Origin of the sequence: Paenibacillus ferrarius (genome assembly GCF_002027705.1) — a bacterium.
GTDB lineage: Bacteria > Bacillota > Bacilli > Paenibacillales > NBRC-103111 > Paenibacillus_E > Paenibacillus_E ferrarius.
The window spans coordinates 462681-476025 of the sequence record NZ_MBTG01000001.1 but is presented as its reverse complement, the minus strand read 5'-3'; the positions used below and the strand labels follow the sequence as shown (position 1 = coordinate 476025).

At 44.4% G+C, this 13345-nt stretch carries 10 protein-coding genes; 3 read left to right on the top strand and 7 right to left on the bottom strand.

Annotation, left to right across the window (positions count from 1 at the left end):
- Nucleotides 1-288 precede the first annotated feature (288 nt).
- Complete coding sequence (rsgA, locus tag BC351_RS02675) at nt 289-1545, top strand: ribosome small subunit-dependent GTPase A (RefSeq protein WP_244208859.1); 1257 nt, start codon at nt 289-291, stop codon at nt 1543-1545.
- Entirely contained in the window at nt 1542-2558 is a 1017-nt protein-coding gene (locus tag BC351_RS02670) for an aminoglycoside phosphotransferase family protein (RefSeq protein ID WP_079409149.1), read from the top strand. Before rsgA ends, BC351_RS02670 begins: the two co-directional genes overlap by 4 nt.
- 695 nt (nt 2559-3253) lie before the next feature.
- Here the strand turns inward: BC351_RS02670 and BC351_RS02665 are convergent.
- The 5 genes from BC351_RS02665 to BC351_RS02645 form a co-directional block, all read right to left on the bottom strand.
- On the bottom strand, nt 3254-4141 hold the full coding sequence (locus BC351_RS02665; RefSeq protein ID WP_079409148.1) for a stalk domain-containing protein: 888 nt from the start codon (nt 4139-4141) through the stop codon (nt 3254-3256).
- Between the two features lie 211 nt (nt 4142-4352).
- Nucleotides 4353-4991, bottom strand: a complete 639-nt coding sequence (locus BC351_RS02660; protein WP_079409147.1) for a hypothetical protein — start codon at nt 4989-4991, stop codon at nt 4353-4355.
- 199 nt (nt 4992-5190) lie between these two features.
- Nucleotides 5191-6570, bottom strand: a complete 1380-nt coding sequence (locus BC351_RS02655) for an NAD(P)-binding domain-containing protein (protein ID WP_079409146.1) — start codon at nt 6568-6570, stop codon at nt 5191-5193.
- An 81-nt stretch (nt 6571-6651) separates the two neighbouring features.
- Entirely contained in the window at nt 6652-6993 is a 342-nt protein-coding gene (locus BC351_RS02650) for an ArsR/SmtB family transcription factor (protein WP_079409145.1), read from the bottom strand.
- Nucleotides 6994-7197: 204 nt separating this feature from the next.
- Nucleotides 7198-8841, bottom strand: a complete 1644-nt coding sequence (locus tag BC351_RS02645; RefSeq protein WP_079409203.1) for a family 14 glycosylhydrolase — start codon at nt 8839-8841, stop codon at nt 7198-7200.
- A 282-nt stretch (nt 8842-9123) separates the two neighbouring features.
- On the opposite strand from BC351_RS02645, the gene BC351_RS02640 reads away from it, so the two are divergent.
- Nucleotides 9124-10293, top strand: a complete 1170-nt coding sequence (locus tag BC351_RS02640; RefSeq protein ID WP_144028254.1) for a TerD family protein — start codon at nt 9124-9126, stop codon at nt 10291-10293.
- A gap of 59 nt (nt 10294-10352) precedes the next feature.
- Here BC351_RS02640 and BC351_RS02635 read toward each other — a convergent pair whose 3' ends face one another.
- Both BC351_RS02635 and BC351_RS02630 read right to left on the bottom strand, forming a co-directional pair.
- Nucleotides 10353-10946 (bottom strand): YdeI/OmpD-associated family protein, encoded by a 594-nt coding sequence (locus tag BC351_RS02635; protein ID WP_079409202.1) that lies wholly within the window; start codon nt 10944-10946, stop codon nt 10353-10355.
- Nucleotides 10947-10986: 40 nt separating this feature from the next.
- Nucleotides 10987-13242, bottom strand: coding sequence for an ATP-binding cassette domain-containing protein (locus BC351_RS02630; RefSeq protein ID WP_079409143.1), 2256 nt, complete (start codon nt 13240-13242; stop codon nt 10987-10989).
- Between the last annotated feature and the right edge of the window lie 103 nt (nt 13243-13345).

Below are 13345 nucleotides of genomic sequence, written 5' to 3'. Positions count from 1 at the left end.
ATTGACTCACCCACAGCAATTCTTTCTCTCACACTTCACTACGATTAAAGCATGGGTTATTGGAGCGTCGAGAGAGCTGTAAATATGCTAAGCTTATGATAAGTGGTAGGATAATTTACGTTTAACCGTATTCGGCATTGATTTTTTTTCCAAATAAGGTTATTTTATAGACAGCTTAGTGATAAGCAAGTTCCTGACACGAAGGGAGATGTTTTTAAATGGCAACTACTTATATGGTGGTTTGGTCTTAGAAACTGAATAGTTGGCATGCGCGAAAAAAGGGGGAAAATGCCCGTTTTATTTGGTATGCCATCCAAAGTAACCTTTCGTGAATATTGCTGTTTGAAGGATACGATGCAGGTCGTATCTTTTTGCGTCTTGATGCCGCGCGACAGCAGCTTCTTTAGAGGCTGCTTGTCCGTGGCATTTTTGCGTCCAAAAAACAATATTAAAGGAGCTAACACAAAAACAATGATAGATTTGAAAACCTATGGCTACACAGGAGTAGAAGCAATCTCCGATGGATTATTGCCCGGCAGGGTGACGGAGCTTCGGCGCGAGCGCTTCACGGTTATGACCGAGCGCGGCGAAGTAACGGCGGTACTCAAAGGTGCGTTTTATCGCAAGGTGGAAACTCATGTAGACTTTCCGTGCGTCGGTGATTTTGTCTTACTACACTACAATGAGAGTGGAGATTCTCTTATCGTTAAAGTACTGCCTCGCCGCTCCAAGTTCTCACGCGCGGATTACTCAGGGCATGCTGCAGGCTATGCCAAAACCGTGCTGGAACAAGTCGTTGCAACCAACTTTGACTACGTGTTTATCCTTTCTTCTCTAAATTGGGATTTTAACGTTACTCGCATCATGCGGTACCTGACACAAGCCTGGCAGAGTGGCGGCCAGCCGGTCGTCATTCTGACCAAGGTTGATCTTGTTGAAAATTATAATCTCCCGCTCACAGCTATCACACAAAGCATCTCTGATGTGCCGGTTCACGCGATCTGCAGTCATACAAGATTGGGACTGAATGAACTCGCTCCCTACTTGATGCCTGGTAAAACAGTCGTCTTTCTCGGCATGTCCGGCGTTGGTAAATCGTCTCTACTCAATGCGTTGATCGAACAGGACGTTATGAAGGTTCAAGCGATCCGGGAGGTGGACAGTCGGGGGCGGCATACGACAACGCATCGTCAGCTGTTCTTGCTCCCCTCCGGTTCAATGGTCATCGATACGCCGGGTATGCGTGAGCTTGGGCTTTTTGATGCCGACCAAGGCATTCGCGTAAGCTTTACCGATGTGGAAGAATGGTTCCATCAATGCCGATTTACAGATTGCCGCCATCAGGCCGAGCCAGGCTGTGCCGTTCTCGCCGGACTTGCTGACGGTTCGTTGCCGCGTGAACGATGGGCGCATTATGTTGCCCAGCAGCATGAGAACAAGTATGTTCAGGATAAAACGAGCTCCGTCATCGGCAAGAGGGATCGCAACAAAACGAACACCACATGGAGCAAGCAAAAGAAGAAAAATGGAGGAATGAAGAAATGAATATTAAACTCGAAACGCTGATCTATTCCTTAAACCAACGGTTCAAGAAGGATATCATCTCCGCCGACTGCCAAACCAAGCTGTTACAGGGCGGAACTGTAGGAAATGTGCGCCTGGTAACGGGGATTGCCGAATCCGCGGATGGCGAAAAATTACCGTACCGTATCGTGCTAAAAATTCAGAAGAAATGGGAGCGTTACGGTGATCTGGGTTCATGGCGCCGGGAATATGATCTCTATGCATCTGACTTGGGAGCGACGTTCTCGGATGCCTTCCGCTGGCCGACATGTTATCATGCAGAGATCAATGCCGAAGAAAATGAATTCCAGCTGTGGCTGGAATATATCGATGGCGTATCTGGCTTAGACTTGACCGGTGACATGTATGAACAGGCAGCGCTGGAGTTAGGTCGTTATCAAGGCAAGCTGTATGTGGAGCAGCCCGTTGTGCTGCAAAGGCTGACCAACTTGAGCCATGCGGATTTTATGAAGAATACGTATCTGCATTACCGGTCATGGCCGTTCGTCTACGATTATATACGCTCAGATGACTGCGAATTCCCGCAACACGTTCGGCAAATGCTCATCGACATTGATGAGAACGCAGACGAGATACTCGCCCGCATTGAAAAATTGCCCCTCGTTCTATGCCATCGGGATTTCTGGGTGACCAACCTGATCTATGCCGATGGGAAAATCGCGCTCATCGACTGGGATACATGCGGATGGGGCTACTTGGGCGAGGATCTCGCAAGCCTGATTGCGGATGAAGCGGATATCGATCACATGGTCGAATACTACCACCGATGTGTCCCTGCGTATTACAAAGGCTTTTCGGAGTATACGGAAGTATCCCCTATCGCTGATCATTGCGTCTACGAGCTAATCCTTCTCGTATTCGGATACAGGCTCGTGGAGTGGTATCTCCGCGCAGAGGACGATGATGAGAAGATGAAGTCTGTCCATACGTTCCAAAAAATCCATGAAATGAAGACCAGCCTTGCTCAGGGTTGACTCTAAAAAAAGAACTCCGAAAACCCTTGAATGTAGTGGGTTTTCGGAGTTTCTTTCATAGTCCCAAATCGATTCGATCAATCGCCGGCGGCTTGCTCACCCTGTCGTAGAAGACGTAGTTCATTCCATTCCGTGAATCCACAGTGTAATGAATTGAGAAACGTTTACGGCGTCACATCTGAAGCTCCGAAAGAAAACTTGCCGTTAGACATAGGGAGGTGAACTGTATCTTATTTTCAAAGTATAATGGCTGCGCCACCCTGCCCTTTCATCCATGCATCTCATTGATGCACCAAAGAGCATGAAAGCTTAATCGATCTTTCATGGTAGTTTAATAAAAAGAGACGCTCCCGCGCTTTCGCTTGGGCTACGTCCTCCTCATTATATTCCATTTCCAATTAGTAATTAAGGAACGTACGCGGTTAGCATTTAGTGCTTAAAGAGGGGACTTATCTTAACCTAATCACTAAGAAAATACTTTATTTTCTCTGTCTAAAACTATATTCTCCTAGTTTATTTTTCTTCCGCGACGATTCAAACAAATAAACTGCATGATTTTTCTTCATCGCATCAGCAAAATTATGAAAATAGAGCAACTGCAGATCGCTAACTGCTGCATGTTGCGCTCAACTAACGTTCATAGACATATATGATCTTGTAATATTTAGAATTCAACTAATTAAACAATTAAATTCTTATAAATGATCTACCGTTAACTTTACAGTTTTATACTTTGTAAAATTACCCGAACCTATTGCTTCAAAAGTTCCTACGCCTCCTGATACTGTCCAATCCACATCTCCAATTAAGGAAGTACCTATTAGCTGGTTGGTCTCATCATAAAAAGACAATGATACCTTATATTCATTTGAATCTAACGCTTTGGATATCGATATATGCCCATTTACTCTTGTGAAACTATCCAAACTTGTTAACCGAAGGTCTCCAACTGAAATATTATTGCTCTCAGCCTTAACATTTAACTCTCCAGGCGGGAATCCCTTTGAAGAAGGACCCGATTTATCATAAGAAGCATCTAACGTAGCTATTGAATAATTGGAAAAATCCCCTTCACCGACCGCTTCAAAAGTTTTAATCTGCCCTCCATCCATTTGAATATTGCTCACACTTGCTTTTCCGATTAAAATTCCATTTTTATCGTAGAATCTTAGATATAAAACTACATGTAGACCATAACCTCTTCCTTCTTTTAGTTTTACTTGACCAACTATTTTTGTGTGATTACCCTCATTAAACAATTTAAGGTTTCCTACTGTGATATAATCAACATTCCAACCATCCTTTAGATTTAAACCGTTAGCAGTTTCGTAATCAACGGAAATCTGTTGCTTTTCGTTATTAAATTCTACGGTAGCCCCTATATTTTCTGCGAGAAAGCGTATAGGTACATAGGCATGTCCGTTATAATTTAAAGTTTGGTAATCACTGTTCATTTCTTTATTTTCACCGTTAAATGCATATTTAACAGGGTACAAAAATGCTTGAATCGTATCTGAAGCATATACAACTGTTGTTGCACTTATGGTAATTCCACAAATTAACCCAAGAAGGAACTTTTTCAAATTCTACACCATCCCATTCACTTATTTTTTCTTATTAAGTTAGACATCATCTTTTCTTTCCCACCTACGAGAACCATTTCCATAATAAATAATATATGCCCTATCATTGGAATATCCTTCCCGTTGAATGCCGTACCATTTTCACTCAAAATCAAACAATAATAAATAAACCGCCCCGCCCTATTCCAAAGAGTCCCGGTCTTAATTCTAACTATTTTAAAGGATATACAAGTTGTATATCCTTGTTTTTAGCCAAACCTTCGTATATCGCATGATTATGGTCTGCACCTACTATACACAAGACTCGTTTCCCTGGATGTTTATTAATTGCGTTTTTTATTCGTTGAATCATTATTAGATGTCTACACTCCCATCGAAATACATGCGACTCAGGATTGATTTGCTCTAACCAAGTATATTTTTGTTTGGTTATATTGTCGTATTCCAATGAATTGAAGGGAATAGCACTGGAATTCCATGTGGAAAGTTGTTTCTGAAACCATTGCTCTGATTCAGCGTTCAATGCACTTCGTTGTACTTCACTGTAATTCTTGAATGGATCAAAATCCATCCAAACATCAAGTTCCACCCAATCAATAGGAACAAATTCATATTTCAATTCTTCACATAAGGGAAAAATTAAATCCCAGTACTCGCTTGCAGGTTCGCCCCAATATCCTCGATGTGTGGAATCGGTTTTGTATTTCTCCCAACTGTCGGGAAGTACTTCACCGCATATAACATCTGGTTTAAATTCTAGAATTAACTCCTTTATTAATTCCAAAGTTAAATGATACCTCTTACGTAATTCATTGTCATGGATTACTCCTAAGATTCCTACTGTTGACATGATCCCCCCCAATCTAGTCCACGACTTGTTGGACCTGTAAGAACTTATAAAGCTGATAATAATTTGCTAATCAAAACTGAACTCGGTAAGACCAGCCCGTCAAAGTAAGTTTATCATCCACCTAATTAGATATTTATCTAATTTCAAATTACTGGAATATATTCATTTTGTCAATCCCACTCGGTTTTAAGGGTTTATCTCAGGAGGATTTTGTGGTGATTGGTTGGGTGACTGGTGAACAACAAGAGCTGACGCCATCATGATCCACCTCAACGGCCTCACTTTTTTCAGGAACACAGCAAGAGTTTTTTTGAATACTACATACCCCTGTTTCTGGTAGTTCAAGTTCTACTCTTTCTGCGGCTTCGCGATCACCTACGATGGCAGCGACAACGGATCTCACTTGTTCATACCCCGTCGCCATCAAGAAAGTTGGTGCTCTGCCATAGCTTTTCGCTCCAACAATATAGAAGTCCTTTTCTGGTTGACGTAATTCCTTCTCTCCATGAGGTCTCACAGTACCACAGCTATGAACATTAGGATCTATTAAAGGTGCTAGTTCCATTGTACTTTCAAGACTAGGATCAGCGATCACTCTAACTTCTCTTAAAAAAGAGAAATCGGGACGAGAACCGGCATTTGAAACAATTTCATCAATCGCATTGATTTGAAGCAATTCGCCATTTAAAGCGCCGACTACCTGAAGTTTATCTTCATTCTTTTTTATCTCGTGAATATGAAATGGCGTTATCACTTTCACATTGCCTGATTCGACAAGCCTTTGAATCCTAGTTCCGAGTTCTCCTCTTGCTGCAAGTTGATCTAGTTCTCTTCCACCATAAACGTCTTCCAAGTTAGATTTTCTTAGGACCCAAACAATTTCAGTTTCTGGTATTTGTCCTTTGAGCTCTCCAAGCTCCAAAAGTGTATTAATCGCAGAATGACCGCTGCCCACGACAAGCACTTTCTTTCCACGATATCGATCTTTGTGCTCATTCAGAACATCGGGAATCCCATAGAATATTTGTTTGCTGAAAGATTGTTCTTCTGTTGTCCAGACTCCTTCGGATAGGATTGGATTTGGATTCGTCCAGGTACCGGAACCATCAATGACTGCTTTGGCCTCTACGATATGACGTTCACCATTCATCTCAACATGCAAAACAAACGGAAGGTCATCTCGGCCATGTGTTTTAACTTTATTTAGACCTTTTCGGCTAACTGCAACCACTTTTGCATTCAAGTAGATAAAAGGTTTGATTTCAGGCAATTCAGCAAAAGGTTTAAAATAGTGTTCAACCATCTCTAGCCCCGTGGGAATATCAGAATTGTTCGGAGCAATCCAACCGGATGAGTTAAGTAACTGCCTAGCTGCTTTATCAATATTAAATTCCCATGGTGAAAAGAGACGTACATGAGCCCATTGAAGTATACTAGCTCCCACTGCATGACCCGCATCAAATAGTACAAAGGATTCCCCACGTGTGACTAGATGCGCTGCCGCGGCGAGACCTACAGGTCCACCACCTATAATGGCTACAGGTAATTTCGCTCTGGATATACTAGGATTTTGATTCATTTTAATACCTCCGAGTTATAGTTTCGTTTATCAAATATTGATATATTAATCAAAAAAAATTGATTTAAAGCACAAAAAAAATTAGGAACCGCTTGGTCTAAAAATGCAGCACAGCTGCTCTGAGAGTAATGCATTAACCTCATTATTATTGATCTCGTAGTAACTCCATGTGCCGATGATTTCTTTGGTAATTAGCTTAGCATCCAACAGGATCTTCAAGTGATACGACAATTTGGATTGAGCCATTTCCACAATGTCGCATAAATCGCAAACGCATGTTTTTCCCCGTTGGGTTAGCTCATACATGATCTGTAGTCTCTTGCGATCCGCCAACGCTTTAAATTTGGTTTCATAAGTTTCGAAAAATGAATCATTTAGCGCAGTCTTTACAGTTACTTCGTGTATAGGAATAATGGTTTTCATTGTTTTCACCCGATTCTTTAATCAATTATTTTTGATTTAACAACAATATATATCAATTCGAATTCAAATGCAATCTAATAATCAATTTATTTTGATTAATGTGTCATTTTGGTATGAAAAAAGCTAAAGGATTTATCTTTCATCCTCTAGCCTTTTCGTTTTTGTATAGCGGTGAAGAACAGCACGATTAAATTATTCAGGAAATCACCACGTTATCGTATAGTTCGTTCCTGCTGTTGGTGTCGCCCACGTATTGTTGGCTCCGGGCTCCCAACTTTTGAAAGTGCCTGCGCTATCCTTGATGATGGCTTTGAATTCATAATTGCGGGAAGCTCCAATATTGGCCGTGCCTCGCCAGTCAGCCGTGGAGCTGTTGTATGTCAGCTTGAGGGGATAAAGACCTGTCGTCCAGTTGCCCATTTCCCAGCGGCTTCCCGTTACATATACGCTGTCCCCCGAAACGGTTGGCGCGTTCTTCACGATGAAAGTAACCGGAATCGGAGTCATTGCAATCGCATCCCGGTATGCATCCATCAATGCGGTCTTCGTGCCGTCTCCATTGACGAGGCTGGACATCCGAAGCAGTGTGAAGCCTCCGAAATTGTAGTTGAACAGCATTTCGGCCGTATTTTGATAACCGCTTCCGTCGTTGATCGGCAGTGCGTTCTCGCCATTGATGCGAATGCCCTTCTGGTTCGCCAGATTCGCTACTTGAATCACTAATGTTTTAGGAGCGGAGTAATAAGGACTTGTATAAGCTTGGCTGTCGGTCATTTCCAAACAAGTGAAAGTCAGATCGAGATTGGATCTCTTGAACTCATCCAGCAGCGTGCTGTAATTGTAGTAGCCTGCGCCGAATTCAGCAGCATGCGGCATGGTTGGGCTGTTCATTTGCCAATGAATCCCGGCTACCTTCGCACCGATCGGAACGCCGAAGACGGGATCGAAACGGCTGTGCGCTTTAGCAGCAATCGTATTCAGATGCTTCTCCAATACGCTCTGATACCACGTCATGAAGTCCTTGCCATACGTGGAATTTACGCCATTGATGAAAAAGTTGTCACCATCGCTCGGCGGGTTGACTTGAGAAAAGGCAGTCAGGCTCGTCCCCCAAGCGCTGTTAAGAGCAGATACAGTTCCGTATTTGACGTTCATGGCGCTCTGGAAGCTTTGTTTCGCCACATCGGTATACGCCTGAAGCTTGCCGCGCCCTGGGTAGCTCCAGCCATCGGCCGTATTATAGGATGGGAAGCGAAGCTCACCCGCCGGGCCTCCGGAAAGATATATTTTGGTAATTATATCCTTGTAGCCACTAAAGTTCGTAGCAAATGATGCATACAGCTCATCGTATTGCGTCGCTGTGCCTGTCCACCAAGGAGACAAGGTCTCGTTATTGTAGTAGCCGGTTTCACTGCGCATTGTCATCTGATCCTGAGTGCCCTTGCTCCAGAGCCAGGTAGGAAGTTTGATATTGCAGTCGTCACCGACGTTGCCTCCGCATTGATGCGTGGAGATGATTGGAATCCACTTCAGGCCAGCAGCACGCACCGTATCGGCATACGTTTTGTAATAAGCCCAGTTAAATACGTTGTCGCCGCCCTGCTCAACATCCCCCCACCAGACATCTGTGGTAAGCGCATAAATATTGTTATTCTTCAGAGTGATCAGCTGGTTGCGGAATGCATTCCAATCCGTTATTTTGGTCAGTGGAGCCATCGCATAAGCCTTGTAATCACTGCGAATGCTGGATGCTTCGGCCCCAGGTGCGGGAAACCCGATGGAAACTGCAAGAATTACTGCGAGTGAAGCGGCTGCATACATACGAATTCGTTTAACTAATGATCTCATGGTTTGAAACAAAATATTGCCTCCTCTGCCTATAAAATTTGTAAGCGCTGTCTTTGTTAATTATAAAAATCTCCACAACGGATGACGATGGAAAATATTGTTCCGTCTGGTGGAGTTTATTGTCTGTTATTGTGCTTTTACAACTTTGATTCATTTCGGCGGTCTACTACTTTATCTTTGTATTCTTTAAATGCTTTCCTGGAGCTCTATGCATCAAAACTATGCAATCTTGTAAATATGGTATAACATGGAATGTGATGGTTATTTTTCAGAATAGAGGTGATCTTCTTGATCATTACCAAAGGGCAGAAAATTGATGTGACAAAAGGACGCAATCTACCGGGAATAGCAATAGGATTGGATTGGCAAAGTGACGATCCCGCTATCGATATTAACGCTTCCGCTTTCCTTTTGGACGCAAATGGCGTATGTACGAGAGACGAAGATATGGTCTTCTATAATCAACCGATTAGTAGAAATGAGTCTGTCATCCATTCCGAAAACGTTTATGGCTACCGAGAAACAATTCAAATGGTTCAATCCGTCATGCCAAAGGATGTAACCAAGGTTGCTATCACGTTAACGATTCACGACGGTGAAAACAACGGTCAATCGTTTGCCAAAGTTAGGGATTCCGTGTGCAAACTATATAATCCGCAGGACGGGAATGAAATCGCCCGCTTTCATTTCGGACAAGATCTTACGAATGAAACAGCAATCGTAGTTGGAGAAATTTACATACATAACGGCGAATGGAAGTTTAATGCGGTTGGAAGCGGCTTCATCGGAGGATTAACGGCACTAGTCAGAAACTTCGGACTTCATGTATCAGAAGAAGTTAAGCAAGAAGTCGCTGCCGCTGCCGTGCAGAAACCCATTAAACAATTTAACGTGGAATTGAAGAAGAAGGAAAGCATCAGCATTCAAAAGTCAACGAAAGTAACGGCATCCTTGGAATGGCAGACAGAAAATGATCTGGATTTATATTGCTTCTATATAACAAAGAATTCTGTTGTGGGAAAAGTCTATTACAAGGAACTCGGCTCAGCCAGTAAAATGCCTTATATCCAGTTAGATGGCGATGCAATGGGAAGTGGAAAAGAGACGATAGTGATTCACCGTCCGGAAGAACTGAACTATGTGCTTTTTGCAGCATATAGCGCAGTGAGCAACGGAACCGGGAGCTTTAAATCAATGAAAGTACGCGCTGTTGTTGACAACCACTTGGGTCAGTCCGTAGCTACTCCGCTCCATGAGCTAAACGATTATGCCTATTGGGTAGCAATTGCCCATATCGATTTCACGGATACTTTGCAAATGAAAGTCAGCCATGTCGAGAAGTATTCTAACGATCACATGGAAGAAAGTCCGCTTCTCTATCCTGACGGATCATTCCAAATGGATGTCGGACCAATAGAATTTAAAGATGACGATCTTGACTCATTTATCTGATGATATTGATTACCGTGCTCGATAAATCGACCACGGTTTTTTATTTTTACATCCACGCCCTAATCATTTAATCCCTTTCCACTCAGAATTTGCTGCATGTATTTTTCAACCCTCGTCTCTCGAGTTTTGGATTGTTTGGGTTCCGAAAAATGAAGAAGGTACGCCCTTTGCCGTCCAGGTGTCAATGCTTCAAAAGCAGTTTTCAAGGCGGGGATTTCATTCAATTTATTTTGAAATTCTTCAGCAATTATGAATTCTGTATTCTTTTTAAAATCCACTTCCAAACCAGCTTTTTCTACTTCAATGGCTTCATGAATGTAGTCTTTCAAGATGGTCTCCATTGCATCTATTTCTCGAACATCCGTGAATCGAATCTGGCGCGCCGCCTGTACATTCTCCGTTTGTTGAATTAGGATACCATGAGTATCCTTTAACAAGGCACCTTTGTGAAACAGAAGCGCACAGTATTCTTTAAATCCATGTATCAAAACAATGTTTTTATTCTGAAACGTGTAGCAAGGATGCATCCACTTGAATTCTTCGGTCAGCTCACAGTCAAGAACGATAGTTCTCAACTTTTCATATTCTTCCTTCCAGGTTTTGGCCTTATTTAAAAATCCATCAACCTTAGGATTCAATTTACTATTTGTCATCATGGAAGCCCCCCTCTTCTTATCACTTATTTTCAAATCATTACATCAAGTATCTTCCCGTAATCGACTGTTCCGCCTGGATGATCTGCGAAGGTGTGCCCTCGAACACCACCTGGCCGCCCTTGCTGCCTCCATCTGGTCCCATATCGATAATCCAATCCGCGTGGCTGATCACATCAAGGTTGTGCTCGATGACGATCACTGTATTGCCGGCATCCACCAAGCGGTTCATGATCTCCAGAAGGTGACCGATATCTGACATATGCAGGCCGGTCGTCGGCTCGTCCATTACGTAGATGCTGCCCTTCTTATGCAGCTCGCTTGCCAGCTTGATGCGCTGGCATTCCCCGCCAGAGAGCGTGCTGAGCGGTTGACCAAGGGTAATATAGTTCAGCCCCACATCACTCATCGCCTGGAGCTTGCGCACAACCTCTTTCAACTCAAAAAAATTCAATGCCTGCTCCACAGTCATCTCCAGCACTTCTGCTATGGACTTGCCGTTCAGCTTGTAGGCGAGCACCTCTTCCTTGAAACGTCTACCTCCGCATACTTCGCATGGCAGCTTCACGCTGTCGAGGAATGCAAGGTCTGTATACACTACACCCAGCCCTTGGCAGTTCTCGCATGCTCCCTTGGAGTTGAAGCTGAACAAGCCTTGATTGACCTTGTTCGCAGAAGCAAACGCCTTGCGTACCTCATCCATAATGCCCGTGTAGGTCGCGGGATTCGAGCGCGTTGATACTCCTACCGCGGATTGGTCGATGACGATCGCATCGGAATACTTGCTTAAGAATACTTCGTTTATCAGCGTACTTTTGCCCGAACCAGCGACACCCGTAACTACGGTCAGCACTGCGGTTGGAATATCTACACTCACGTTCTGAAGATTGTGCAGGTTGGCATCCTTGATGGACAGCTTGCCGGAGGGCTGCCTGCAGTCGTGCTTCAGATGGAGCGGCCGCTTCATATGAGTGCCTGTCAGTGTACCTGACTCCAGCAGGCCTTGGAAGCTTCCTTCATACACGATGGTACCGCCGCGGCTGCCGGCGTGAGGCCCGACGTCGACGATATGATCTGCCAACTTGATCACATCAGGATCATGCTCGACGACAATTACGGTATTGCCCTTGTCGCGCAGCTTCTGCAGCAATCCATTTAACCGATGTACATCACGGGGGTGCAAGCCAACGCTGGGCTCATCGAAGATGTAAGTGACATCCACCAGACTGCCGCTCAGGTGCTTCACCATCTTAACGCGCTGCGACTCGCCGCCGGATAAGGTATCCGTCTCACGGTCCAGCGTCAAATAGTCAAGTCCGATATCCACCAGATGCTGCAGCCGCTCCGTGAGCGACTTGACGACCGGCGCGGCGATCGCGTCGTCAATCTCTCGGATGACGCGGATGAGTTGCCCGACCTCCATGGAAGATAGCTCGGCAATGTTGAGTCCATTGATCCTGCAGCCAAGCGCAGCCTGACTAAGTCTCGCGCCGCGGCAACTGGAACATGGACCCTCGCAGATGTACGGCGCAACAGCTTGTTGCGTACGCTCGGACTTCGTCTTCACATCCTGCTTGATGTACTTGTTAGTGAACTTCTCGATGATGCCTTCTACGGTTATATTCACTGCTTTCCCGGCGAACTGCATCTCCACTTTCCTCGCCTTGCCATGCAGCAACTGCTCTAGCTCATTATCCGAATAATCATTCAGTTTCTTGTCAGGATCGAAGAACCCTGATTGCACGAGCATCGACCAATCCATGCTGTTCACCGTATAGCCTGGCAGCATGATTGCCCCTTCATTCAACGACATTGACGTATCCACCGCCTTGGTCATATCGACGGACAGTCTGCGACCGATCCCACTACACTCGGGACACATCCCTTGCGGATCGTTGAACGAGAACATGTTGGCTTGTCCAACATAGGGCTGGCCCACTCGGGAGAAGAGAAGTCGAAGTATGGGAGAGATATCGGTAATCGTGCCCATCGTGGAATGGGAACCGCCGCCCAGCCGCTTCTGATCTACAATCACGGCCATGCTCAGGTTCTCGATAGCGTCCGTATCCGGCTGCGGATAGCGCGGTAGGAAATTGCGCACGAACAAGCTGAAATTCTCATTCAGCAATCGCGTGGATTCTGCGGCAATCGTATCGAAGACGATCGATGACTTGCCAGATCCGGATACCCCGGTGAAGATCGTGATCTTCCGCTTGGGAATGCGCAAAGATACGTTCTTAAGATTGTTTTCCCTCGCACCCGAGATTACGATATACTCCTGATTCGATTCGCTCATGCTTAACATCCTTCCGATCAAATTAATTTCTACTTATATTCACATTATACCATTCATGTTGCATAAAACCGGCTGCAAACTTCATGCAGCCGGTTTATGTTAT

Coding starts and splice junctions, on each gene's coding strand:
- BC351_RS02660 (WP_079409147.1), bottom strand. CDS start 4,991: ATGTCAACAGTAGGAATCTTAGGAGTAATCCATGACAATGAATTACGT.
- BC351_RS02670 (WP_079409149.1), top strand. CDS start 1,542: ATGAATATTAAACTCGAAACGCTGATCTATTCCTTAAACCAACGGTTC.
- BC351_RS02635 (WP_079409202.1), bottom strand. CDS start 10,946: ATGACAAATAGTAAATTGAATCCTAAGGTTGATGGATTTTTAAATAAG.
- BC351_RS02650 (WP_079409145.1), bottom strand. CDS start 6,993: ATGAAAACCATTATTCCTATACACGAAGTAACTGTAAAGACTGCGCTA.
- BC351_RS02630 (WP_079409143.1), bottom strand. CDS start 13,242: ATGAGCGAATCGAATCAGGAGTATATCGTAATCTCGGGTGCGAGGGAA.
- rsgA (WP_244208859.1), top strand. CDS start 289: ATGCCCGTTTTATTTGGTATGCCATCCAAAGTAACCTTTCGTGAATAT.
- BC351_RS02655 (WP_079409146.1), bottom strand. CDS start 6,570: ATGAATCAAAATCCTAGTATATCCAGAGCGAAATTACCTGTAGCCATT.
- BC351_RS02645 (WP_079409203.1), bottom strand. CDS start 8,841: ATGAGATCATTAGTTAAACGAATTCGTATGTATGCAGCCGCTTCACTC.